Annotated in this window: 14 protein-coding genes and 2 tRNA genes; 3 read left to right on the top strand and 13 right to left on the bottom strand. The window is 53.2% G+C overall.

All coding sequences use genetic code 11. From position 1 onward, the window contains the following. Nucleotides 1–11: 11 nt before the first annotated feature. Nucleotides 12–10,940, bottom strand: a complete 10,929-nt coding sequence (locus tag ELY33_RS17755) for a YadA-like family protein (RefSeq protein WP_167470016.1) — start codon at nt 10,938–10,940, stop codon at nt 12–14. A 792-nt stretch (nt 10,941–11,732) separates the two neighbouring features. Here ELY33_RS17755 and ELY33_RS00520 point away from each other — a divergent pair. After that, nucleotides 11,733–12,497 (top strand): response regulator transcription factor, encoded by a 765-nt coding sequence (locus ELY33_RS00520; RefSeq protein WP_126942377.1) that lies wholly within the window; start codon nt 11,733–11,735, stop codon nt 12,495–12,497. Between the two features lie 124 nt (nt 12,498–12,621). On the opposite strand, the gene purC is transcribed toward ELY33_RS00520, so the two are convergent. From purC to dapA, 3 genes are all read right to left on the bottom strand, one after another. Further along, nucleotides 12,622–13,335 (bottom strand): phosphoribosylaminoimidazolesuccinocarboxamide synthase, encoded by a 714-nt coding sequence (purC, locus tag ELY33_RS00515; protein ID WP_126942374.1) that lies wholly within the window; start codon nt 13,333–13,335, stop codon nt 12,622–12,624. Nucleotides 13,336–13,365: 30 nt separating this feature from the next. Then, a complete protein-coding gene (gene bamC / locus ELY33_RS00510; RefSeq protein WP_126942370.1) occupies nt 13,366–14,346 on the bottom strand; it encodes an outer membrane protein assembly factor BamC in 981 nt (326 codons plus the stop codon). 79 nt (nt 14,347–14,425) lie between these two features. Next, nucleotides 14,426–15,310: a 4-hydroxy-tetrahydrodipicolinate synthase gene (gene dapA / locus ELY33_RS00505; RefSeq protein ID WP_126942367.1), complete on the bottom strand. Its 885-nt coding sequence runs from the start codon at nt 15,308–15,310 to the stop codon at nt 14,426–14,428. 357 nt (nt 15,311–15,667) lie between these two features. Here dapA and ELY33_RS00500 point away from each other — a divergent pair, with 357 nt between their 5' ends. Further along, entirely contained in the window at nt 15,668–16,141 is a 474-nt protein-coding gene (locus tag ELY33_RS00500; protein WP_126942364.1) for a peroxiredoxin, read from the top strand. 144 nt (nt 16,142–16,285) lie between these two features. Here ELY33_RS00500 and ELY33_RS00495 read toward each other — a convergent pair whose 3' ends face one another. Then, nucleotides 16,286–17,392, bottom strand: a complete 1,107-nt coding sequence (locus tag ELY33_RS00495) for an AI-2E family transporter (RefSeq protein WP_126942361.1) — start codon at nt 17,390–17,392, stop codon at nt 16,286–16,288. Then, nucleotides 17,389–17,667, bottom strand: coding sequence for a sulfurtransferase TusA family protein (locus tag ELY33_RS00490; protein ID WP_126942358.1), 279 nt, complete (start codon nt 17,665–17,667; stop codon nt 17,389–17,391). The genes ELY33_RS00495 and ELY33_RS00490 overlap by 4 nt, the downstream gene beginning before the upstream one ends. A gap of 166 nt (nt 17,668–17,833) precedes the next feature. Here ELY33_RS00490 and ELY33_RS00485 point away from each other — a divergent pair, with 166 nt between their 5' ends. Continuing rightward, nucleotides 17,834–19,294 carry a M48 family metalloprotease gene (locus ELY33_RS00485; RefSeq protein ID WP_126942355.1) on the top strand — a complete coding sequence of 487 codons (1,461 nt, stop codon included), beginning with the start codon at nt 17,834–17,836 and terminating at the stop codon, nt 19,292–19,294. A 73-nt stretch (nt 19,295–19,367) separates the two neighbouring features. On the opposite strand, the gene nadA is transcribed toward ELY33_RS00485, so the two are convergent. From nadA to radD, 7 genes are all read right to left on the bottom strand, one after another. After that, the gene (nadA, locus tag ELY33_RS00480; RefSeq protein WP_126942352.1) at nt 19,368–20,396 is read right to left on the bottom strand and encodes a quinolinate synthase NadA; all 1,029 of its coding nucleotides are present in this window, start codon (nt 20,394–20,396) and stop codon (nt 19,368–19,370) included. Nucleotides 20,397–20,685: 289 nt separating this feature from the next. Beyond that, nucleotides 20,686–20,761 (bottom strand) — tRNA-Lys (locus ELY33_RS00475). A 51-nt stretch (nt 20,762–20,812) separates the two neighbouring features. After that, nucleotides 20,813–20,888, bottom strand: a tRNA-Lys gene (locus tag ELY33_RS00470). Between the two features lie 108 nt (nt 20,889–20,996). Next, nucleotides 20,997–21,869, bottom strand: a complete 873-nt coding sequence (rluB, locus tag ELY33_RS00465; protein ID WP_126942349.1) for a 23S rRNA pseudouridine(2605) synthase RluB — start codon at nt 21,867–21,869, stop codon at nt 20,997–20,999. Then, nucleotides 21,856–22,707: an SMC-Scp complex subunit ScpB gene (scpB, locus tag ELY33_RS00460; RefSeq protein ID WP_126942346.1), complete on the bottom strand. Its 852-nt coding sequence runs from the start codon at nt 22,705–22,707 to the stop codon at nt 21,856–21,858. Before scpB ends, rluB begins: the two co-directional genes overlap by 14 nt. Beyond that, nucleotides 22,704–23,663, bottom strand: coding sequence for a segregation and condensation protein A (locus tag ELY33_RS00455; protein ID WP_126942343.1), 960 nt, complete (start codon nt 23,661–23,663; stop codon nt 22,704–22,706). The genes scpB and ELY33_RS00455 overlap by 4 nt, the downstream gene beginning before the upstream one ends. Nucleotides 23,664–23,775: 112 nt before the next feature. Further along, a complete protein-coding gene (gene radD, locus ELY33_RS00450; protein ID WP_244208533.1) occupies nt 23,776–25,617 on the bottom strand; it encodes a DNA repair helicase RadD in 1,842 nt (613 codons plus the stop codon). Nucleotides 25,618–25,638: the final 21 nt, after the last annotated feature.

Raw genomic sequence — 25,638 nt, 5'->3', positions numbered from 1 at the left:
GTCGTTCTCCTTTACCAGTGCCAGCCAGCGCCAATACCCGCACCAAAGTTACTTTGCGAGTCGCCTGTGACCTTACCTTGAATAATCCAGCGGCCATTGTCAGAGAGACGCGACACACCCACCGAAATGGCTGATTCACCGCCGTAGGTACCTGCCCCGACACCTACCATGCTCTTACCGGGCATCCAGGCTTGCGGCACTGTAGAGGCGGCGATGGCACTGGCAGAACCTGCGTTGGCATTGCGCTCGACATCGTCGATACGGCCATACACGTTGATGATCTCGTTTTCAAAGCGACGACCAAGCTCATTTAACTGGCCCACGTTGGCGGCATCGTTAGCATTAATACCTGGCGCCACATTGGTGATGGTGGTGCCCTCATCGCCCTTCAATGTGATGGTGCTGTAGTCGACATTGCCGTCTTCATCGCGATCGTAGTTCACCGCGCCTCGCTGAACTGCGTCCAACTGGCGTACGTTAACGGCATCAGTATCTCGAGTGCCGCCTGCCACGTTGGTTATCTGGCGTTCGTTACCCGCGCTGCCGACAGAAACAGCACCCTGGGTGGAGGCCACCGATTCGTTGGAGAACCGCTCGCGCTCTCCATTCATGCCTTCACGGTCTGCAACGGAATCTGCGCCAAGTGCAACACTGCCGTTGGCCTTCGCTTGGGCACCGGCACCAGAGGCAACGCTACGGTCACCTGCCGCAACGCTGCTTGGCCCCATCGCGATGCTGTCAACTCCTTGAGGATCTGCCGCTGGGCCTTCACTATTGGCACGGAGGTACGTGGAGCCTCCCTGCTCAATGTTGGTGATTTGATTGCTCACCTCCCACAGTTGGCTACCATTCACTGCATCCGAGCTATTTTGCGCAACATTACCGGGCGCGACGTTGGTGATCGTCGTGCCGCCATCGCCTTCCAGCGTAATCGTGTCGTAAGTTACGTTGCCGTCATCGTTGCGGTCATATGCCACCGCACGGCCATCCAGATCCGCTAAGTCGTTAGTGATATTACTGATATCGCCTTCAACATTTGTGACGCGGTTACCCAACGCACCGACCGCTTGGTTGGTGGCATACAGTTGGCTGCCATTAATTGCGTCGGTACTTTCTGCCGAAACTCGACCCGCTGCGACATTGGTCACCGTACGTTCAGCACCCGCGCTGCCAACACTAACCGTAGCGACTGGGGAGACACCGGCAAACTGGTAGGTTTGACCTGCAATTTCGACAGAGGCAGTGCCAACAGCGGCGGCCGTGCGGGCGTTTTCCCCTAGCGCAACGCTACCTTGATGCGATGCGATGGCGTTGTAGCCCATCGCCAGCGCACGGTCAGCCGAAGCAATGGCTTCGTAGCCAACGGCGGTAGAGCCCTGTCCTTGCGCGAAGGCGTCACTAACCGCCAAGCTGCTGTCGTTGGTGCGTACGTAGCGAATGCCGCGGCCGTTATTGGTGATGAACGCATCGCTTCCGTCACCGACGACATTCGTAACGCTGTTTTCTAACACTTCGATCCACTGGTTCGTGGCGTAAAGTTGAGAGCCATTGATAGCATCTTTACTATCCGCTGATACATTGCCTTCGGCTACGTTGGTAATTCCTTCGCTACTAATAACAGGTCCATCTTGCCCTACGGTGAGGCTGTTAGTAATTGAGACATCATCAGATAGACCGAAAGAGACTTCTTCACGATTATTAACCGTGGCTTGAGTGATAAGTATGTTTCCGTCATCACTCAAAAGGTTAACTTCACCCGTTGGTGCCACATTGCTGGCGTCACCCTCTTCGACGCTCAAATTCCATCCCGCGTTCGCTGTGGCACTTACCTCTTCGATGGCTTGGTTAGAAGCAAACAATTGGCTACCGTTAATGGCATCAGTACTCGTCTCACCTACGCGGCCAGCCGCAACATTGGTAATTGTGCGCTCGTTACCCACACTGCCAACGCTGACAGTGCTCATCGGTGTAGTGCCGGCGAATGAGTAATCGTTGCCAATCAGCGTAATGCCCTGGGTCGCAACCGCTTCTTGAGTGCTGCTGTTACTGCCCAGCGCCACACTTTGGTCATGGCTGACCGTCGCGCCTGCGCCCAAAGCAATGCCTTGCTGTGCTTCAGAACGAGCATTAGTACCAAACGCGATGCCATCAGAGAGCAGCACTTCGGCATTGTTACCAATCGCGGTGCCGCCAGGGGCCATTTGACCCACAATGGCGCCGTTACCGATGCCAATGCCGTTATCACCATTGGTGACCGTGGTCGGGCCTACCGCAATGCTGTCTTCTCCTGCCGCCAGTGAGTCTGGCTGGGTGGAATTGGCGCGGAAGTATTTGGTTCCGGATTCCACGACTGAGCCTACCGCGCCTTGCAGCTGGCGAACGGTGACGGCGTCTTGGGCTTGGGTACCGTCGGCGACGTTGGTGATCTGGCGGTAGGAGTCGTTGTCACCCACTGAGACCGCACCAAGCAGTTCTTTATCGGTGGTGTTGAACTCGATGGTGGCCGAGCCCGCCGGGATAAACCCGGAATCCGGCGCTAGGGCGCGATCCACCACAGAACTACTGCCAAGCGCTAGGCTGTCGCGAATCGGCGCACTGGCACCGAAGCCCATGGCTACGGCACCCTCGCCGCTGGCAGTGGCGTTAACCCCACTGGCAATCGCGTTCAGGCCCGTGGCGCCATCGTTATTGAAATTGCCACCGATGGTGCCGCCGTCATTAACGCTGTAGTAGCGGGTGCGGTTGTCATCGAAGTACTTGAGGTTAAGAGCGTCACCTTCATTCACTGGCGCACCTACATTACTGATGACCTGGTTATTGGCATCAATGCCACCACTCGCCGTGATACTAGGTCCGCCAGCTATGACAAGACCATCATTAGTGACAGTGGTGAGGTTGCCGCTACCATCGTCTACGCTCAGGCCCGTGCTGGTAAGTTGGCTGTTGCCACTCGTCACACTATCGAGGTCAAGGTCACGGTTAAGGGAGATTTCTACTTCACCAGCATCATCGACACCTGTCTGCGCCACGTTGAGGTTGCTATCCCCAGTAAACGTTACCTCACCATTAGGGCCAATGTTCGCGGCATTGGAACCGTCGGTGACGTTCCAGCCCGCATTAGCGGCGGCACTTACCTCTTCAATGGCTTGGTTAGAAGCAAACAGCTGGCTGCCGTTAATGGCATCGGTGCTGGTGTCACTGACCCTGCCCGCAGCGACATTAGTCAGCGTGCGTTCATTACCGACACTACCAATGCTAACGGTGCTATCCGGCGTGGTGCCTGCAAATGAGTAATCGTTGCCAATCAGCGTAATGCCCTGAGTAGCAACCGCTTCTTGAGTGCTGCTGTTACTGCCCAGCGCCACACTTTGATCGTGGCTAACCGTCGCGCCTGCACCCAGGGCAATACCTTGTTGGGCTTCGGAACGGGCGTTGGTGCCAAACGCGATGCCATCGGAGAGCAGCACTTCGGCATTGTTACCAATCGCGGTGCCGCCGGGGGCCATCTGGCCAACAATCGCGCCGTTACCCATGCCGATGCCATTATCACCATTGGTGACCGTGGTCGGGCCTACCGCGATGCTGTCATTGCCGACGGCAATTGAGTCGGGGGCCGTCGAGTTTGCATGGAAGTACTTAGTGCCTGTATCAACCACAGAGCCAATTGCCCCTTGAAGCTGGCGAACGGTGACGGCGTCTTGCGCTTGGGTACCATCAGCAACGTTGATGATCTGACGGTAGGAATCGGCGTCTCCAACGGAAATAGCACCCAGTAACTCTTTATCCGTGGTGTTGAACTCAATCGTTGCGCCATTGGCCGGAATAAAGCCGGAGATGGGCGCTAGGGCGCGATCAGACACCGACCCACTGCCCAGCGCTAGACTGCCGCGTATTCGAGCATTCGCACCAAAGCCCATCGCCACTGCGCCCTCGCCAATCGCGGTAGCGCCTATACCACTCGCCATCGCATTCAAGCCTGTGGCACCGTCATTATTAAAGTTACCGCCGATGACACCGTTGTCATTCACGCTGAAGTAGCGGGTGCGGTTGGCATCGAAGTACCTAAGGTTGAGCGCATCCCCGTCATTCACCGGGTCGCCCAGGTTGGTGATGGTGTTGCCGCCCATATCGATGCCGTTGCCGTTCAGCGTTGGGCCGTTGTTGATCGTCAGGCTGTCAGCGGTAAGATCTGCGCTGGTGGCTATCTTGATGCCACCCGCCTCGTCGCTGAGTACGATGTTATCGCCAGTGACGAAATTGGCGACGTTATCGTTCTGATCCAGCGTCTTCACGTCCGTGCCATCAATCTGGGTGACCACGGTTTGGAGTGCGGAGTCGGCCAGCGTCAGGCTGTCTTTACTGGCTTGACTGAGATCCACGGCGTAGTCAGTCACGTTGTCGGCGTTAGGAGCGGCAGCGGCAACATCGACGGCACCGGAACCCGCACTGACGCTCGTGCCCTGCGCATTCACGGTGTAGATATCCTGGCCATCCGCGCCAGTGGCTCGATTGACACTTGCCACGTTAGTGCCGCCTGCCACTTCCGTTTTCGAGGCGGCGGCGCTAGTTTCCAGTTGGCTGAGGTTTACTGCATCTTGGGCGTTCACACCATCGGCGAGATTGCTGATCGTGGTGTTGTTCATATCAATGCCGCCACCAGACAGTGTCGGGCCGCCAGTAATGGTCACGTCATCAAAGGCCACGCTGTCAGCGGTGGCAACGGTAATATCGGTGCCGTCGCGGGTGATGGCGATGTTTTGTCCATTCAGGAACTGGACAGTATCACCTGGGGCCACATTGGTCGCCGTATCGCCGTTGGTTTGGACATCCCACCCCGTATTGGCCACCGCGCTTACTTCTTCAATGGCTTGGTTAGAAGCAAACAACTGGCTGCCGTTGATAGCATCGGTGCTGGTGTCGCTGACGCGGCCAGCAGCCACATTGGTTAAGGTGCGTTCGTTGCCTTCGCTGCCGATACTGACCGTGCTATCCGGCGTGGTACCTGCGAAGGTGTAGGTGTCACCGGCGATGGTGACGCCACTAGTGCCCACCGCTTCCTCGGTGCTGCTATTACTGCCCAGCGCCACACTTTGGTCATGGCTGACCGTCGCACCTGCGCCCAGGGCAATACCTTGTTGGGCTTCAGAGCGGGCGTTGGTGCCAAACGCAATGCCATCAGAGAGCAGCACTTCGGCATTATTACCAATCGCGGTGCCGCCGGGGGCCATTTGACCCACAATGGCGCCATTACCCATGCCGATGCCGTTATCGCCATTGGTGACTGTGGTCGGCCCGACCGCGATGCTGTCTTCTCCTGCTGCCAGTGAATCTGGCTGAGTGGAGTTGGCGCGGAAGTATTTGGTGCCAGACTCCACGACTGAGCCTACCGCGCCTTGCAGCTGGCGAACGGTGACCGCGTCTTGGGCTTGGGTACCGTCGGCGACGTTGGTGATCTGGCGGTAGGAGTCGCTATCGCCGACAGAGATCGCACCAAGCAGTTCTTTATCGGTGGTGTTGAACTCTATAGTGGCTGAGCCCGCCGGGATAAAGCCGGAATCCGGTGCCAGAGCGCGATCCACCACGGAGCCACTGCCCAGTGCCAGGCTATCGCGAATCGGCGCACTGGCACCGAAGCCCATGGCCACTGCGCCATCGCCGCTGGCGGTGGCGTTAACGCCAGAAGCAATAGCATTTAAGCCCGTTGCGCCATCGTTATTGAAGTTGCCACCGATGACACCGTTGTCATTCACGCTGTAGTAGCGGGTGCGGTTTTCGTCGAAGTATTTAAGGTTGAGCGCATCCCCGTCATTCACCGGGTCGCCCAGATTGGTGATGGTGTCACCGCCCATATCAATGCCGTTGCCGTTCAGCGTCGGGCCGTTGGTGATATTAACGGTATCAACGTTAAGAGTGTCCGCCAGATCGTAGACGATTTCGTTATTATTAACTGTCGCGATCAGGTTGCCGTCCGTGTTGGTATAATTGACGGTTTCTCCCAGCTTGACGGTGTCATCCGCGCCATTATCAGCGGAGAGGTTGAAACCGGTATCAACCACGCCTTCAACCACACTGAACAACTGGCTGCCATTGATGGCATCCGTACTGGTGTTGGTGATACGACCAGCCGCGACGTTGGTAATCTGGCGTTCTTCACCTGCGCTGCCCACACTAACGACACTGGTAGGTGCAGTACCCGCAAAACCGTCATAAGTAGTGCCCCCAACCGTGGCACTGGTAACAGGGTTCGCCGTCGCGGTTTGTGAGCCGCTACCCAGGGCCACATCGCCTTCACTAGCACTTGCCTGCGCACCGCTACCTAAAGCAACAGAATAATTGACGTTGGCGTTAGCGCCACCACTGCCAGCGGCGCCATAGCCACCAATGGCGATCGCGCCAGTGCCAGTGGCTCTGGCGGCATCCGTTGCGGTGCCACCACCTAAGGCAATAGCACCCTGGCCAGTGGCGAGCGTACCGCGACCAAGGGCTGTTGAGAAACGCGTATTAGCGGTGGAATCTGCGCCCAATGCCAGGCTGTTTTCCCCTACTGCATTTGACGTTTCACCCAGAGCGAAGCTATTCGCGCCTTGAGCGCTAGCGTTAAAGCCAATCGCTGCAGACCCCGTCCCTGATGCAACAGCAGAGGGACCAATGGCAGTCGCATTCTCTGAGGTCGCGCTGGCCGCGATGCCAGCTGCCATGGCGTTAACACCTGTGGCACCATCGTTATTAAAGTTGCCGCCGATGACACCGTTATCGTTGACGCTGTAGTAGCGAGTGCGGTTTTCATCGAAGTAATTGAGATTAACCGCATCACCTCCATTCACCGGGTCGCCCAGGTTGGTGATGGTGTTACCGTTCATGTTGATGCCGTTATCGTTCAGCGTCGGGCCGTTGGTGATGGTGACGCTATCGAAGACCACATCATCCGCCGTGGCGACCGTGATATCCGTGCCGTTACGCGTGATATCAACGTTCTTGCCATCCAGGAACTGGACCGTATCCCCGGGGGCTACATTGGTGGCGGTGTCGCCGTTGGTTTGTACATCCCAGCCGGTGTTGGCAATATCGCTCACCTGCTTGAGCTGGTCTTCCGTTGCTGCCTGGCCGCTAACAATGTTATCGCCATCGAAGTTCAGGTTGCTCAGGTTATTGACGGTGTCGCCGCCGCCGTCATTGATGGTGACATTGCCGAATTGCGGCGAATCTGCCATTTCCAGTTTAATCGTGCCATTGACCGGGTCTGTTACCGTGCGCAGGTTGGTGCCGCTGTAGGTGCCAGTGGCAGTAGCGTCGCCGGTAATCGCCAGGGTTTGCCCGAGGTCTCGTTGAACGACACCTGCGGTGGCGTCATTGCCAGTAAAGCTCATGCCCAGGTTGATCAGGTCGGTTTCGGTCTGGTCGACATACTGCTTGTTGGCGGCATCGGTGTTGTTGACCGGATCACCAAGGTTGGTGATGGTACCCCCGTTCATGTTGATGCCGGTGTCGTTCAGCGTCGGGCCGTTGTTAATCGTCAGGCTGTCAGCGGTAAGATCCGCGCTAGTGGCTATCTTAATGCCACCCGCCTCGTCGCTGAGTACGATGTTATCGCCAGTGACGAAATTGGCGACGTTGTCGTTCTGGTCCAGCGTTTTAACGTCTGTACCATCAATCTGGGTGACCACGGTTTGGAGTGCGGAGTCGGCCAGTGTCAGGCTGTCTTTACTGGCTTGACTAAGATCCACGGCGTAGTCAGTTACATTGTCAGCGTTAGGGGCGGCAGCGGTGACGTCGACGGCACCGGAACCCGCACTGACGCTCGCCCCATCGGCGTTAACGGTGTAGATATCCTGGCCATCTGCGCCGGTGATTTGATCAACACCGGCGATGTTGGTACCGCCGGTGACCTCCGTTCTTGAGGCCGCAGCGCTAGTTTCCAACTGATTGATGTTGACCGCATCGGTGCCAAGGGTGCCGGGCGCGACATTGGAGATGGTGGTGTTGCCTGCATCAATGCCCGCAGCGCCGATATTAACCGGGCCAGCGGTCAGCGTGTCGGTTTGGATATCGGTGAAGGTGACGTTGTCCAGCGTGGCGATTTCGATCGCACCGCCATTATCAATCAGGTCGATATTCTGGCCGCTGACGAAATTGGCGACGTTGTCGTTCTGGTCCAGCGTTTTAACGTCTGTACCATCGATCTGGGTGACCACGGTTTGGAGTGCGGAGTCGGCCAGTGTCAGGCTGTCTTTACTGGCTTGACTAAGATCCACGGCGTAGTCAGTTACATTGTCAGCGTTAGGAGCAGCAGCGGTGACGTCGACGGCACCGGAACCCGCACTGACGCTCGCGCCCTCCGCATTCACGGTGTAGATAGTTCCACCATCGGGATTTTCGGTGGCCGTCACGTTGGTAATATTTGTGCCCGCTTCAACATTAGATTGTGCTGCAACTAACTGGCTGACATTAACCGCATCATCCAGCTCAGTACCAGCTGCTACGCTGGTAATCTGGCGGCTACCGATATCTACCGCTGCTTGGGTGGCAACGGTGCCATCTATGGCGGTCGTATCTGCAGCGGTTGCACCAAAGGGCTTATAACCTGATATTCCAGAAGCAGTATTCGCCACCGAATTAGAACCCAGTGCGACGCTATCATCTAGCGTTGCGTTGCTCGAATCACCAATTGCTGTTGAACTTTCGGCATCTGCCGTTGAAAAACTCCCAATCGCTGTTGCATATATTGCGTTTGCATTACTTTCTCCCCCAAGAGCCGTCGCATAATCAGCAAGGGCAAACGCGCCACGGGAAATGGCGATAGAACTCAGCCCAGTGGCCTTTGCTGCGGTTCCTAGTGCTACTGAATCCTGTCCGGAAGATTCTGTATTATGACCAACAGCAAATGATTGCAGGCCTGAGGCTTCAGAATTCCTACCGATGACAACGGCTGCTTCACCGGTGGCGACAACACCGCTACCAATCGCACTCGAATCTACACCTTGAGCAGAACTTAGATAGCCTCCAGCATAGGAGTTATTACCCACAGCCTTCGTTTGATAGCCAACCGCAGTAGAAAAATTCCCCTCTGCTGACGCTTCTGTACCTAAAGCACTCGAACGATCACCCGTTGCTGTTGCGCTTCGGCCGTAGGCGGAAGCATTGTTGCCACTGGCGGTGCTGAATTCACCGAAAGCCTGACCGCCGTTACTGGCATTGGCCCCGGTACCCACTGCCCAGGAGCCAGTAGCAACCGCCCCCCGGCCAATAGCGCCAGTGTCGATACCCGATGCGACACTGTCTTTACCAATAGCAATGGCATTGGTAGCGGATGCTTCGGCATCAATCCCCATCGCAATAGCATTTTCGGCAGAAGCTTCAGCTAAACTGCCTATCGCAATCGAGTCATCCCCACTTGCACGGGCATCAAAACCCTGAGCAATGGCACCACGCCCTGCTGCAATGGCAGGTGCATAGGCAGCCGGAGAAATAGCGATTGAAACATTGCCGATCGCCTGTGCGCCTGCACCTATAGCAGTCCCAGTATTCGTAGTTGCCCCAATATCCTGGCCTGCTACGGCATCGTGCCCAATAGCAGTCCCTGCAATGGCTTGAGAGCCTGCTCCCACAGCAGTCGTTGGTAAATCATCACCCAATGTATATCCATTTGGGTTACTAGCGCCGTCCAATGCATCAACTGATACGACGATGCCTTCGGACAAAGCATCATCACCAATAGCGACCGAACGATTACCTTGTGCTGTTGCATTAGTACCAAGAGCGCTAGAAAAATCACCCGTTGCTGTTGCACTTTGGCCGTAGGCGGAAGCATTGTTGCCACTGGCGGTACTGAATTCACCGAAAGCCTGACCGCCATTACTGGCATTGGCCCCGGTACCCACTGCCCAGGAGCCAGTAGCAACCGCCCCCCGGCCGATAGCGCCAGTGTCGATACCCGATGCAACACTGCCTTTACCAATAGCAATGGCATTAGTAGCGGATGCTTCGGCGTCAGTACCCATGGCAATGGCATCGTTATCCGTTGCACGCGCATCCAGACCTATACCAATGCTTTGAACTCCAGAGACTTCAGTACGCCGCCCCACCGCCACACTACTTTCAGCCAGCGCTTTTGCCGCTGGCCCTAATGCCAGAGAAGCAAGCCCTCCTGCTTCTGATTGCACACCTAATGCATTAGCTAATTGTGCTAATGCATTAGCACCTTGGCCAACAGCTAGACTATTCTCACTTGAGGCTATGGACGCTCTTCCCAACGCTGTTGCTGAAACACCCGTTGCAGAGGCTTGCCGCCCAAGTGCTGTCGCCCCAGCGCCTCCTGCTGTTGCATTTGAACCTATTGCCGTTGCTTGATTGAAGTTAGCCCGCGTGCGTTGATGTTCATGAGTACCGATAGCAATGGAAAAGTTACCTAATGCTTCGCTGCCCGCACCTATGGCAACTGAAGGAGAATTCAGTGATCCGCGAGCTAAATCTCCTATCGCTACGCCACCCCACGTTGCGGAATTAAAACCAATGGCCACACCCGCTTGCTCGTTACCACCAGCATTAACCACGTTAAATGCTTCAGAATTTCTGCCAATTGCAATTGTATTTAGAGTGCTAAGCGTCGCCGCTCCCCCTGCGTTTTGCCCGATCGCTATAGCGCCTTCACTACATGCGGTAGCGTCTTCTCCTATACCTATTTGCGTATCATTGCTAGCACAGGCATCTGCTCCAGCCACGGCATAGGCATAAGCGTTGTTAGGCGTAAAAAAAGCGCCACCAAGAGTTATGGAGGCGCTAAACATAAAAGCAGACAGCATTTTTTGCGGACATGCTAATAACGGAATCTGGTTTACTGTCCGACTGCAGTTTGCAGCCTTCCTACGACTACGCGCTGCTTCTGATGCAACTACTAACCGCCCAAGTGAACGATTCCAAACTAAGCGAAATACGTTATTCATGCTCTTGCTCCCATTAAACTCGCCAGGTGTTCTTATGATTAGTGTTCACTAGCTTCTTGGGCGACAGGCATGACGTTGCTAATTAAGCACACTTTTATAGGTACGCTTTGGAGCCGCACTCTCCCCGCTTCATAAGACTTTTCTACGAAGCAGTTATTAAATGCGTACAGAAGCAGAACCTGCGCTAGAAACAATATTTAATACTGAAGCTAGCACAGAGGTGTGGCCGTATCCACACTGTAAATAAACGTTAATTACTAGATTAATAGAAACTTTTTTAGTTTTTATTGATGAAAGATAGTGAAAAAATTGAACATTATCCTGGATCAAAACAATTATTTTTATCAGATACCACATGGCACAATGGCTAAAAGAAGAGTAATCACTTACTAATCAGCTCGCTAAAAAATCGATTTCCTTTATGAATGTCTGCTTTTTACTTAATTTTATTTTTGTAACTGTATTCACCAATTTACATTTCAGCCGACATGCGTATTCTTGGAAGCGGTTAGCCTGCAACGTGATCAATCATGCTTCGACCATGGCCTTACCGCTGCTAAGCCTTAGTTAAAAGAAAGCGAGAAGATACCAAGGCCTAACTGGGGGTAAGTTCAGTACCGATTACTAGATTAGTAGCTAATAAAAGAAGCACTTAACGAGTTTTTCTACTTGCAAAACTCTTATTTCAGAGTAAGTATTTAACAATGGCACTATGGTGGTTTCTAAAATCTAATAAAAATTGCGACCTATACTGCTCACTTTCACTGACGAGACCTAACTTGGACACAGCCTATGCGCATTGCAGTAGTAGAAGATGAAAAGGTGGTATCAGAGCGCATTGAGAAAGCGCTTACGGATGGCTTTGCCGAACGAGACATAGAAGCAAACATCTTCTCATTCGAGACCAGTAAGGCATTTATTCATACCGCCAGCCGCAATACGTTCGACTTAGTCATCCTTGACTGGCATTTGCCTGATGGCACCGGTATTGCGCTGCTCAACTGGATGAAAACCTATTTACAGATTATTCCTGCTGTCCTGATGGTTACTCTGAGGCAGGAAGAAACCGATATCATTCAGGCCTTGAATGCTGGGGCTGATGACTTCATTAGCAAACCCTTTAGGCCACGTGAACTTGCCGCGAGAGCCTACGCATCTACTCGGCGTCACTCGTTACGCACGCCAAGCGCCGCCCAACAGCAAACGTTAGAATTTGGCCGCATTAAGCTTAATACTAATCGCGAAACAGCCTATGTAGACGGAGAGGAAGTGTCGTTGACTAGGCAGGAGTTTCGTTTAGCATATCTTTTACTAAACCAGCTTGGCAGCCCGCTTTCGCGCTCATACCTCTATGAGTATGTATGGGGTAAAAGTGATCCCCCGGGCACACGTACACTAGACGTTCATATACATAGGGTGCGCAAAAAGCTGAATCTCACCTCAGAGTTTGGTTGGAATTTAGTCTCAGTGTATGGGTACGGCTATCGACTACAAGCGCTTGATGAAATTGAGGATGAGTCTACTAACGACACCCCTTCCAGTGATGAAGCTAAATAACCAGGCGATGAAACAAAAAAACCCGCTTCGGAGAAAACTTTCCAAAGCGGGTCTTGACTATGCTTGTATCGACTATGCTTGTCTTGACTAGGCGAACCTAGCTAACAGTAATGACCATTATCGATTAATCGATATGAATACCAATCCGCCGAGCTACTTCTTCGTACGCTTCAATGACGCCGCCTAACCCCTGTCGGAAACGATCCTTATCGAGCTTCTCACGAGTGTGTGCATCCCATAAGCGACACCCATCCGGAGAGAATTCATCGCCTAGTATTACATCACCTTTAAAGACACCGAATTCGAGCTTGTAATCGACTAGCAGCATGTCACCTTCGGCAAAAAGCTGCTTAAGAATATGGTTCACTTTAAAAGTAAGTGACTTCATTTCCGCTAGTTGCTCAGGCGTTGCCCAACCAAAGGTTTCTGCTAGTGACTCGTTAATCATAGGGTCTCCCTTCTCATCGTTCTTTAAGAACAATTCAAAGGTAGGTGGATTCAAGCTAATGCCCTCTTCCACACCCAATCGCTTAACGAGGCCACCTGCTGCAATGTTGCGCACAACGCACTCAACAGGAATCATTTCCATTTTTTTTACTAAACTTTCAGTATCAGAAAGCTGCTTTTCAAAATGCGTAGGAATCCCCGCCTCTTCCAGGCGTTGCATAATGAAGGCATTGAAGATGTTGTTTACTTTGCCCTTGCGGGCTAGTGACTCTTTCTTTTTACCGTCGAAAGCACTGGCATCATCACGAAAATGCAGTACTAACAAGTCGGGGTCGTCGGTGGTGTAAACTGACTTTGCTTTACCAGTGTAGAGTTCTTGGCGCTTTTCCATAGGGACTCCGATGGGTTTTAAAATCGAAAATTAACGCAGATAGCCGGAGACACGCTCAAGCAGCTCTCGCTGATCGTCAGCATTTAAACGACGCTCACTGGCATTAATCGCACGCAAAATAGTTTGATCACCGTTTGGCTGAAGGGCAAGACGAATTTGCTGCGACATACGGCGCACATCAGGACTAAAGACGATTTGCAGTGGATTACGGCCTCGCTCAGTCTGCGTCATGTACTCAACCAGGAATTCATAGCTTTCAGCAGAAGTGGCTAATAGATCTCGCTGGCCTTCGACACTAAAGTCGAGCTCAAGATAATGATCTAACTCTGCCCATACTCGATCAATGGATTGAGGAATCACAACTTCCCAGTCGTCGCCCTGCTGTCGCATTTGAAGCGCCTGATCTTGGGAAAGTCGCTGGGCCGTCCAAGAGGAAGCGCTAGCAGTGGCGCTACGTGCGCCTAAATACTGTTCTAAGGCATCAAGGCACCCAGCAACGCTTTGTCCTGCTTGTTCACAGCGCACTTCGCTACTGCCTGCTCTGAGCGCGCTTTGCAGCGACAATGTGGCTTGAGAGGTCACGATGACGCCTTGATTCGCGTCGCTTTGCTGCACACCTAACTGGCGACTATTCGCAAACGATTCTAACTGAGGCCAAACAGCTCCTGTGTCTGCCGCCACCACCAGCCATGTCTGATTACCCACCTGGCGACGCTCTACAAATTCAGGTTCTAGACCACTCCCAATCGTTAATGTCTGAGGAGGAGCAATCTCGGCCGCCTCGTCAACACGACCACCTTGCACCGCCACCTGAGGCACAGGCATTGCATCTCGATACCGCTGAGTATTGCGGGTTTCTGGAAGTACTAAGGGAGGCGCTGGGGCGGCTTCAGTGTAATCCAAATTGCGGTCGTGGTAGTAACCATCGCGTGCGCACCCAGCAAGTGCTACAGCCGTTGCGAGAGCCAGCGGTATCCATTTAAGCGCACGTTTTTCAAGCACAGAGCTCATCAAGCCACCTTAACAGTCAACAGATCGAGTACTCGGCGCATAAACGAAGCACGCCGAGTAGCAAAGGGGTTGCGTCGAATTACTCCTCTACGACGCCCGCCAACTGCAGCGCTTCACTAACAGTGGCGTGGTACTTTTCCGACAGCCAAGTCAATGGCAGACGAATCCCCGCGTCCATATACCCCATGCGATGCAGTGCCCACTTAACCGGGATTGGGTTGGCTTCGATACCTAGGTTGGTATGAAGCGGCATCAAACGCGTATTAATTTGGTGAGCCGTGTCAGAGTCACCAGCCACAGCTGCAGCACATAATTCATGCATCACTTTTGGTGCTACGTTCGCAGTAACAGAGATATCGCCATGGCCTCCCATCAACATAAAGTCACAGGCGGTGGCATCGTCTCCGGAGTAGAGCATAAAATCGCTGCCCTTCAAGCGGGTAATTAGATCCTCAGCGCGCTCAAGGTTCCCGGTAGCATCTTTCAAACCGATAATATTCTTTACCTCGGCCAGACGCACTACCGTTTCATTATACAGGTCAGAGCAGGTGCGGCCGGGAACGTTATAAAGAATTACCGGCAATTTGCTGCCTTCAGCCACTGCCTTGAAATGCTGATAAAGACCTTCCTGAGTCGGCTTGTTGTAGTAAGGGCAAACCGATAGGCAGTAATCTGCGCCGACTTCGCTGGCGTAACGTGCTAACTCAACCGCCTCTGATGTGGCGTTTGCTCCAGTGCCGGCGATCACCGGAATACGGCCATTCACCTCTTCTACGACGCTGCGAATCACATCAAAGTGCTCAGCAAATGACATGGTAGTCGGTTCGCCCGTGGTGCCCGCTGCGACGATGGCGTCAGTGCCATTATCGAGGTGGAAGTTCACCAGACGACGAAGCGCCTCCCAGTCGATGTCGCCATTGATCTTCATCGGCGTCGCCAGGGCGACAATGCTGCCTGTGATCATCCGTTTTTTCCTCACCTGCAAATTATAAAAGTAAGCTACTGACGATGTTCATTGAAAATCAAGCATTGAAAATCGAGAAGCTTTAACCATAAGCGCTCTTTTCATAAGCGCTCTTTCCATAAGAACGGGGCACATCGAGGCGATTTCACCTACTGCCCATTTATGCCTTGAGCACCGTGTTTTCGTCCCGAGGAATCCTACAGAAGGCAAATGGTACTCAGGCGGCTCGAACCTGTACAGCGTAAAGCGCTGAGAGTTTTCTCACCCACTAAGATGCCAGGCGTTTATTCGCTTTGACATAATAGCGTTACTTGCGTGTAATCAACTAAGTAAACCACCTCATTAAAGGCGCTACTCATGTCAGTAAAACTCAACCAATCAGTACCTGATTTTTCCGCCCCAGCCACTGGTGATACGACGGTGACACTGTCTGAACTCCGCGGCCAGCAGGTGGTTATCTATTTTTACCCTAAGGCCAGCACACCGGGCTGCACTACCGAAGGCGGCGACTTTAGAGACCGAAAGCCACGTTTCGATGCGGCAAACACCGTCATTATTGGCGTTTCTAGAGACGGCATCCGTGCTCAAGAGAACTTCAAAGCAAAGCAAGATTTTAGTTTCGAGCTTATCTCCGATAAAGACGAAACCGTGTGCCAGATTTTTGACGTTATCAAACTCAAAAAAATGTACGGTAAAGAGCATATTGGCATTGAACGCAGCACCTTCCTAATCGATAGCGAAGGTAAGCTCGCACAAGAATGGCGCGGCGTTAAAGTACCTGGGCACGCTGATGAAGTATTAACTGCAGCAGAAGCGCTTCATGCCAACTAGCTGAACTATTTCATAACGCACCTAAGAAGCGCTTTATCGCAAAGCGCTTTATCACGAAGCGCCAATAATGCCGGGCGCGTTATTTATCAACTATATTTTATCAACTATATTCAAAAACTTAATGCACTATGATTGTTAGCGCGGCTATTGCAGTTCCCGCTCAACCGCTGGAAGCTTTTTTCCTCCATCTCTCTCTGCAATTCCTCTTGGCCACGCATAAACCAACGCTTTGAGCAGTGTGGCCAGGGGTATTGCAAAGAAAACGCCCCAGAACCCCCATATACCGCCAAAAAACAGCACCGCAACAATAACGGAGACCGGATGGATATTGTTCGTTTCTGAAAACAAAACCGGTGCAAGCACGTTTCCGTCAAGCGCTTGAATAACCCCATAAGCGACAACCACATAAGCAAACTGATCGCTGATTCCAAAATGAAACCCTGCCACGGCTGCCACGGGAATAGTGACCACTGCCGCGCCAATGTAGGGCACCAAAACAGAAAAACCAACAAGGACAGCTAATAAGGCGGTATACGGCAAACCAAAGAAAGCGAAGGTAAAAAAAGCGACCGTGCCAACAATAATAATTTCTATCGATTTACCGCGGATGTAATTGGCAATCTGACGATCCATTTCACGCCAGATACGGGTTAGCAGGGTTCGCTTTTGCGGCAGCAACGACAGCGTAAACCCTACCAACGACTGACGATCCTTTAGCATGAAGAACACTAATATCGGCACTAACACCAGATAAATGATCAACGACATAATGTTGCCAAGCGATGCCAATGACAGTGTTAATGCACGCTGCCCTAGCTGGCTAATTTCGCGGCTGGCAACGCCTATCCAGCTTTGCATTTGATCGGGGGTTATTAAATTTGGATAACGGGCCTGAAGCTCGTCTAACCACCCTTGGCCGCTAGCAAACATCCGCGGGGTTTCCTGAACAAGCCCGACGAGCTGATTCCATATCAGTGGCATCAAAATAAAAGCTAAGGTCAGCAAAACACTAACAAATCCCACAAACACGACGATGACTGCCAGTAAATGAGGCACACCTCGTCGGGTAAAGGCACTCACTACGCCCTGCAGCAAAAAGGCTATCACAAGCGCGGTGAAGAACGGCGCCAACATCCTGCCAAACCAAATAATGGCCGCAAAACCGCCTACTAATACCAAGAGAAGAATTAACGCTTCTTCGTCTGAAAAGTAGCGATCAATCCAACTTTTCAGAATAGTGCGCATGGTCATGAGTGAGACATCCCTGCTTTACGTATCCAAAAATAGTACACATCACCATGCTGCTCGCGTGCCTCTAACACATGATCACTAAGCTCTGTGAATGACGCCATATCTCGCCACGAACCAGCATCGGTTGCCCTAACTTCAAGCAACTGGCCAGGGGCTAGTCCAGCCAATGCCTGTTTGGCTTTTAATAATGGCAGCGGGCAGTGCAACCCGGTAGCATCCAGCACTGTATCGGGCTTAATGCTATCGTTCGATCTGGACTCTGTGTGCTCAGACATACCCTCTCCCTCAAAATACTGACTTGAATACGGCATTGTTACATAAACTATTTCTTTAAAATGAACGCTGCCAAATTGATTTAACGGCACTTCCCTGCCTGAATCAATGTCACATCGCTGTTTGCTGCATATATTACTTGAACTCAGGATCATCAATGAGGATGCCATGCCGCACCTTCGACTCGCACTTTCTCGCCGGACCTTCGCGTTAGCGCTTATGCTGAGTGTCGCCAGCGTTAGCTCTCCTAGCATTGGTTTCGACGATTACCAGCTTCCTAGCCTTGGCGGCGCTTCAACCTTTGTCAGTAACGAGGAGTACCGGTTGGGTCGCGCTTGGCTTCGTCAATTCCGTGCCCAGGCACCCCAGTGGCAAGATCCTATCGTAAATGACTACCTAAGCAGCCTCGTTGCACGCCTTGCTCCCCATAGCCAGATTGGCAGCCTTCGTACGACTACCGTGATGGTTGATAATGGCTCTCTCAATGCTTTCGCAGTGCCCGGCGGCGTTATAGGCATCAATTCAGGGTTATTCGCCTTTGCTGAAGATGAAGGCGCTTTTGTATCGGTTATCGCCCATGAACTGGGCCACTTATCTCAACGACACTACGCTAGAGGCAGTGCGCGCGCAGAGCAAACGCAGCTGCCAGCAATGGCCGCCATGCTGGCAGGCATGCTGATTGCCGCTAGCGGTGCCGGCGAAGCGGGCATGGCCGCGGCTATGGGTTCTCAAGCGGCGCTAATTCAAGATCAATTGTCTTATTCACGACGCTTTGAACAAGAGGCCGACCGAATTGGCTTGCAGGCAATGGCTAGTGCTGGCTACAACCCAGACGCGATGGTGCGAATGTTCGGCGCCATGCAGCGGATGGCACGCCTCCAAGGCGGCACGCCACCAGAGTTTTTACTTACTCACCCCGTGAGCGATAGTCGCCTAAGCGATGCTCAAGCACGCGCATCACAGCTAAACATTGCCGATACTTATACCAGCGACACTTTATACGACATGATGCGCGCTCGCGCACTTTTAAGTATCCATCAAAACACGCCGCAACAAGCGGCATCACGGCTTGCTCAAGAAAGTAGCGAAGAACAGGCACAACGCTATCTATCAGCGCTCATCGCCGCTCGAAACGGCCAAACAGACAACGCGCTGAAAACCATCGATCAACTAGCCCGCGAGCTACCTGACTACGGCATGCTCCCAGCTTCTGCCGCCACCGTCGCGCTCGAAGCACAACGCTATGATGAGGCGATTACGCGTAGCCAGCGTCTACTGCGCATCATGCCTAACTACTTACCTGTTCAGTTGGTGTTGGCCGAAGCCCAACTCCAGCGCAACCCGCAGGCCGCCTACGAATTATTACGCGACATGACTGCTCAGCACCCTGAAAACCCTCAGGGCTTCAATCTTCTTGCCGAAGCGGCAGGACGCAGTGGTTATAACGGTTGGGGACACTTAGCGCGAGCAGAACACTTACAACTAACAGGCAGAATTGACCGTGGTATTCGCCAGTTAAGCATCGCAAAAGATGCCGCACAGCAAGAGAACGATCAGCAGGCACTGGCGCGTATTGAGCAACGCCGGGAAGCGTTCATTGAATATCGTGAGGCACTAGAAAAGTTTTGACGCCGCTAAAAACACAGCCCGAATGCTTATCGCATCCGGGCTGTCGCCTTCGAGCTGTCATGGCGAGTATGCACTAGGCATTAAAATTCAACATCCGCTCTAATGGTTTTAACGCCTGCAGACGCAGCGTGTCATCTACAAAGATTTCACCACTCCCGTCACGCAACGCACCCGCCAAATTATCCAAAGCGTTCATCGCCATCCACGGGCAGTGCGCGCAGCTACGACAGGTAGCGCCGTTACCCGCAGTGGGCGCTTCGAACAACGTTTTATTCGGCACTGCCTGCTGCATTTTAAAGAAAATGCCGCGATCAGTGGCAACAATCAGTTTGTCATTGGGTAAGGTTTGCGCTGCTTTAATCAATTGAGAGGTAGAGCCTGCCACGTCAGCCAGAGCAACGACTGCATTTGGAGACTCGGGATGTACCAGCACCGCGGCTTCAGGATAAAGACGCTTGAGATCCTCAATGCCTTTTGCCTTGAACTCTTCGTGAACGATACAGGCACCGTCCCACATCAGCATGTCTGCGCCAGTTTTTTTCTGGATGTAGCCGCCTAAATGCTTATCTGGAGCCCAAAGTATTTTTTCACCCTTGGCTTGTAGATGCTCAACGACCTCAACCGCAATCGAAGACGTAACAACCCAATCAGCGCGCGCTTTCACGGCAGCAGAGGTATTGGCATAAACGACAACGGTCCGATCGGGATGCGCATCACAGAAAGCGCCGAACTCATCGGCAGGGCAGCCAATATCCAGCGAACAGGTAGCTTCCAGGGTGGGCATTAGTACGCGCTTTTCTGGCGATAGAATTTTTGCTGTTTCCCCCATGAAGCGCACACCAGCAACAACCAGCGTCGTCGCATCGTGCCGCGCACCAAAGCGCGCCATTTCCAGGGAGTCAGCAACACAACCACCGGTCTCTTCGGCCAGTTGTTGAATGGCATCATCGGTGTAGTAATGGGCGACAATCACTGCATTGCGCGCTTTCAGCAACTGCTTGATTTCGGCTACCCGAGCCTCATCTTCCGCAGGAATACGGGTGGGGCAGTACGGGCTGGGGAGCGGAGCATCGAACTCAGCTTTAGTAGTCATAATAGTCATCGTGTCTACCACTGTGACGAACAGGGAATCCCCCTGTTAAACACCGGCAACGGCGCGTGCACTCCGCAAACGCCGCACTCGATGCGACAAGTCGCTGCGTCTCTCGCGGTGACTCATCGCTCTGCCCGCCATTAGCGCGGACAGCGCTACCGTGACATCATTGGTAGCTACAACTAAGACCATTGTGGTGTTAAATCGTTGCCCGCTGCAAGCATAAAGTGTGCGTTAGGCCGCTTTATCACCAAATAGCAAAACGCCCCTGATAGCAAGCTACCAGGGGCGTTGAATTTGGTGGGTCGTGTAGGATTCGAACCTACGACCAATTGATTAAAAGTCAACTGCTCTACCAACTGAGCTAACGACCCAAATTTTTACTGCGCAGCTAGTAACTATATAGCGCTAAAAATTGGTTCGATTGGTGGGTCGTGTAGGATTCGAACCTACGACCAATTGATTAAAAGTCAACTGCTCTACCAACTGAGCTAACGACCCCCTCGAACGGATGCATATAGTACGGATAGAGCTTGCCAATAGCAAGCCTTTTTTACCTTCTACCGATAGGCATCCGTCAAAATCATTCTTATTAATTACCTTTAACTGTTATTGATTACGCTTAGGCTTGCGCATAGCTTGAACCGGGCGACGCTTGTGTTTATCGCGGCTCCAGCGGTTTTTCTCATCGGGTGTTAATGCGGGTACCTTGCGGGCTTCCAAGTTTGCCAGCGTGGCCAAGTCGTCGACCTCATCCTGGGAGAGCTCCACCCACTCGCCTGCTTTAGCGCGCTTATCCAGGAAGATATTCCCATAGCGCACCCGCTTCAACCGGCTAACCGTAAGCTCCTGGGATTCCCACAGGCGGCGCACTTCGCGGTTGCGACCTTCTAAAATCACCACGTGGAACCAGGTATTAATGCCTTCACCGCCAAACTCCTGCACGTCAGTAAAGCGCGCGGGGCCATCCTCTAGCATCACGCCATCGACCATAGCAACAATGTGCTCGCGTTTGACTTCACCCATCACTCGAACCGCGTACTCACGCTCCACTTGGGTCGAGGGGTGCATTAGACGGTTAGCCAGCTCGCCGTCTGTGGTGAATAACAGCAACCCACTCGTGTTGATATCCAAACGACCAATGGCAATCCAGCGCTCACCTTTCAGGCGTGGTAAGCGTTCAAACACCGTGCGACGCCCTTCCGGGTCTTTGCGTGTGCACAACTCACCTTCCGGCTTGTTGTACATAATGACACGGCGCGGCACTTCCTCTTCAGGCCGTAGCGACACAGGGCGATCATCGAAACTTACCTTGTCGCGGGCTTCTACCCGGTCGCCTAACTTGGCTACCTGGCTATTAACTTTTACCCGGCCATCGGAAATAGCCGTTTCCATTTCGCGGCGTGACCCCAGCCCTGCCCGGGCCAGTACTTTTTGCAGCTTTTCGCTGGTAGGGGGCGTGGTGTTATTACTCTGACTCATGGTCGTCCGACCTCACATCGTTAGTCTGCGTGCGCGCATCATCGTCGTTGCGCTGCGCACGTGCCGCTAAGCGCGCCTCTAAATCGGCAAAACTCAGCGGCTGGGTTAACGCCGTCTCGGCGTGTTTATCAGCTATCTCAGCTGTGACGGGCTCTTCTCTTTGGGGTGGCGCATCCTGCACGGTTTCGGGCGTTTCGTCCAGTGCTGGTTGTGTCTCATCTTGGTTATGGCTGCTTTTTGGGTGAACACTGTTAGTAGTTTCTTCTAGCCCGCTATCGCTAACGTCTTGCTCAATAGCAGTGTCGCTGTCATCGGCATTAACCAATGCATGCATCGGCGGCAACGCATCCAGGGTTTTCAGGCCAAAATCATCTAAAAAGCTACGGGTGGTGGCGTAAACGGCTGGCCGCCCTGGCACATCTCGATGACCTACCACGCGGATCCAGCCCCGCTCCATTAACGTTCGCATAATAGAACTACTGACACTCACACCGCGTACGTCCTCAATATCTCCCCGCGTCACCGGCTGACGATAGGCAATCAGCGCCAGCGTTTCCAGCAATGCCCGGGAGTATCGTTGTGGCCGCTCATCCCAAAGGCGCGATACCCAATGAGAGAGCCGTGGCCGAATACGTAACTGGAAGCCCGACGCGGTTTCTACTAGCTCTAGTGCGCCTTCTTCATGGCGCAGAACAAGGCGGGACAATGTATCCCGCAGTGCTTTTTTGGACGGACACTCATCTTCTAAAAACAGCGTTTCAAGCCGCTCTAGGGAAAGCGGCTCGCCAGCAGCAAGCAATGCCGCTTCAATAATATCGTCTAACGTGGTGTCTCTCACAGCGACTCCTCGTCAGGCACAACTATTGGCTCTTCGAACGCAGACTCAGCGGCGTCATCGTCTGAATCAGCCTCTTCAAATGCGCTCTCTTCTCCATCCGTGAGTGCTGCACGCCGCGCACGCAAATGAATGGGCGACAGTGGCGCATTCTGAACAATTTCGATCATAGCTTCTTTGGCTAATTCTAAAATGGCCATAAACGTCACGACCACCCCGGCACGCCCTTCCTCCAGCGTAAACAACGCTTCAAACGGGGTATAACGCTGGTGATCACCAGGGTGATTTAGCTGCTCCATAATTGCCAGCATTCGCTCGCGGGTAGAAAGCACCTCACGGCTGATTTGGTGGGCTTGCGCCAGCTCAGCACGTTTCAGAATATCCGATAGCGCCCCAAGCAGCTCGTCTAACCCCACATCAGGATGAATCACCCGCGCCTCCAACGGTGGCAGCCCCGCCTGCACACTAAACCAGTCACGCCCTACCCTAGGCAGCGTGTCTAACGTTTCGGCTGCTTCTTTTAAACGCTCATACTCTTGCAGGCGGCGAATCAACTCGGCTCTGGGGTCTTCTTCGTCTTCGCCCTCAGCTTTCGGTGGGCGTGGCAGTAATGTGCGAGATTTAATTTCCGCCAGCATAGCCGCCATTAACAAATATTCTCCGGCCAGCTCAATCTCCATGGCTTTCATCAACTCTACATACTCAATGTACTGATGCGTAATGGTCGCGACATTGATCGACAAAATATCCAAGTTCTGACGACGAATAAGGTAGAGCAGTAGATCAAGCGGCCCCTCGAAGGCTTCCAGAAACACCCGTAGCGCCTCTGGCGGTATGTAGAGATCTTCCGGCAACTGCATGATTGGCTCATCAAACAGACGGCCAAGCACTTCCACTACCGGTTCGGCAGTTAGCTCGACAGGGTCATGATCAATGGTGGCATTTGGCGTCTCGCTCACGCGGGGCGTGTTCCTTTATTGGTTATACGTCCATGTTTAATTAAATGGCCATGATTGATTGAACGGCCACGCTAGGCAGTGTAACAGCGCATCATCTATTGAGGCATCATCGTTACCCAGCCTCCGCCGCCTTGCGGTAGCGCCCTTGGTAGTCGAACAGCTTGTCGCGAAGCTGCCAGTGTCGCCCGGCTTTACGGCCCACGACAAAATCTGGATAGCGCAGGCGACGCTGCTCCTCAACCACTTCGTTTGGCGTGACAGGCTGCCACTTAGTGCCTGGGGCACGCAGGTGATTGCGTAAGAAAACAGCATAAAATGCTCGCCGCTGAGCAGGCGTTTCTAGCGCAAACCATTCCGCCAAGCTCGCGCCATCTTCATCGTAATAGGTTACTTTTAAGCGCGGCAGCCCCCGCCCGTTGGTGGTTGCCTCTAACTGCATACCACTGACGCGCAGCACCTTGGCATCCTTTAATTGAAGGGCATCTTTCAGCTTATCGTCAGCATCCACCAGCAGTTGCTCGCAGCCGTGGCATCGGCGGGCAGCAATATCATTTTCTGCACCGCAACACTCGCAGACCTTAAAGCGAAAGCGGAAATCACACTGCTTTTGATAACTGCTCTGCCTGCCCTTTCCTGCCTCAACAGGCGAGTTGGGATGATCTACCAGCCCCTGACAACGACGGCCAAAATGCTCTATTACCAGCTCGCCATCACGTTTACCCCAAAATAGATTGGCATGGCCGCAGGCCGGGCACTCGACCTGCACCGGTTCGCTGTCACTGTCCGGCTTTGGCTCACCCACTTCCGGCGCGTAAAGGTCCCAAGGGTTGCCCGCAAAATCCAGCACCAAACAGTTGGTTTTATCCGGCGATAAACGCAGCCCCCGACCAACAATCTGCTGATAAAGGCTCACTGATTCAGTGGGCCGCAGAATCGCGATCAAATCAACATGTGGCGCATCGAATCCTGTGGTTAGCACGGCAACATTAACCAGGAACTTAATCTCACGGGCCTTGAACGCGTCAATGAGCGATGTGCGCTCTTGTGAGGCCGTTGCACCGGTAATCAGAGCCGCCTGATCCGCAGGCAGGTAACTGATGATTTCTTCGGCATGCGCGACCGTTGCGGCAAAAATCATCACGCCTTGACGCACGTCGGCGTAAGCAATCACCTGTTGAATGATGCCTGGCGTGGCTCGGTTCCCTGCGACGACGCGATTAAGCTCCTCTTCGCGAAACAGCCCACTAGACGCAGGGGCTAAGGCGGAGAAGTCGTAGCCTTCAATGGCCATATCCAGCCGCTTTGGCTCTGCTAAAAACCCCTGTTTCACCATCAACCGTAATGGCTGCTCGAAAACGCAGTCGGCAAAGAAGCTCTCTTCATCGCCGCGCACCATGCCATGATGATGACGATGGTAAATAAACCCCTGGCCTAACCGGAACGGCGTAGCGGTTAAGCCAAGAATTTTTAGCTGCGGATTGTGACGCTGAAGATGCTCGATCACTTGGCGATAGCTGGCCTCTTTTTCCAGCGATACTCGGTGGCACTCGTCAATCACCAGCAGCGTAAAACTGGCGTCACTGAAGCGTTCAAGATCACGCACCACCGACTGCACCGAGCCAAATACCACTTGTCGGCTGGCTTCTTTACGCTTGAGTCCCGCGCTAAAAATATCGGCCTCGAGCCCGTAGGCTTGGTACTTGGCATGATTTTGCTCCACCAGCTCACGCACGTGAGCCAGCACCAGTACACGACCACGGGCAAGCCTGGCAAGCTCGGCAATCACCAGTGACTTGCCACTCCCGGTGGGCAATACCACTACCGCAGGGGCACTGGTTCCACGAAAGTGCTCCACCACACGCTTTACCGCTTCCCGCTGGTAGGGGCGCAGCGTTGGCACGGTAGCGTTAGCCAAGAAAGGCGGCCCAGAGGCCGCCTTTTCACAATGGGTCATTGATCACCTGTGTTATGAAGG

The organism is Vreelandella andesensis (assembly GCF_003989795.1).
GTDB classification, from domain to species: Bacteria; Pseudomonadota; Gammaproteobacteria; order Pseudomonadales; family Halomonadaceae; genus Vreelandella; species Vreelandella andesensis.
Note: the sequence above shows the minus strand (reverse complement) of the source record. Positions and strands in the feature narration are given on the sequence as shown.

Bases quoted from the DNA above. Each gene is read 5' to 3' on its own strand.
- ELY33_RS17755 (WP_167470016.1), bottom strand. From the start codon at position 10,940: ATGAATAACGTATTTCGCTTAGTTTGGAATCGTTCACTTGGGCGGTTA.
- ELY33_RS00520 (WP_126942377.1), top strand. From the start codon at position 11,733: ATGCGCATTGCAGTAGTAGAAGATGAAAAGGTGGTATCAGAGCGCATT.
- purC (WP_126942374.1), bottom strand. From the start codon at position 13,335: ATGGAAAAGCGCCAAGAACTCTACACTGGTAAAGCAAAGTCAGTTTAC.
- bamC (WP_126942370.1), bottom strand. From the start codon at position 14,346: ATGAGCTCTGTGCTTGAAAAACGTGCGCTTAAATGGATACCGCTGGCT.
- dapA (WP_126942367.1), bottom strand. From the start codon at position 15,310: ATGATCACAGGCAGCATTGTCGCCCTGGCGACGCCGATGAAGATCAAT.
- ELY33_RS00500 (WP_126942364.1), top strand. From the start codon at position 15,668: ATGTCAGTAAAACTCAACCAATCAGTACCTGATTTTTCCGCCCCAGCC.
- ELY33_RS00495 (WP_126942361.1), bottom strand. From the start codon at position 17,392: ATGACCATGCGCACTATTCTGAAAAGTTGGATTGATCGCTACTTTTCA.
- ELY33_RS00490 (WP_126942358.1), bottom strand. From the start codon at position 17,667: ATGTCTGAGCACACAGAGTCCAGATCGAACGATAGCATTAAGCCCGAT.
- ELY33_RS00485 (WP_126942355.1), top strand. From the start codon at position 17,834: ATGCCGCACCTTCGACTCGCACTTTCTCGCCGGACCTTCGCGTTAGCG.
- nadA (WP_126942352.1), bottom strand. From the start codon at position 20,396: ATGACTATTATGACTACTAAAGCTGAGTTCGATGCTCCGCTCCCCAGC.
- rluB (WP_126942349.1), bottom strand. From the start codon at position 21,869: ATGAGTCAGAGTAATAACACCACGCCCCCTACCAGCGAAAAGCTGCAA.
- radD (WP_244208533.1), bottom strand. From the start codon at position 25,617: ATGACCCATTGTGAAAAGGCGGCCTCTGGGCCGCCTTTCTTGGCTAAC.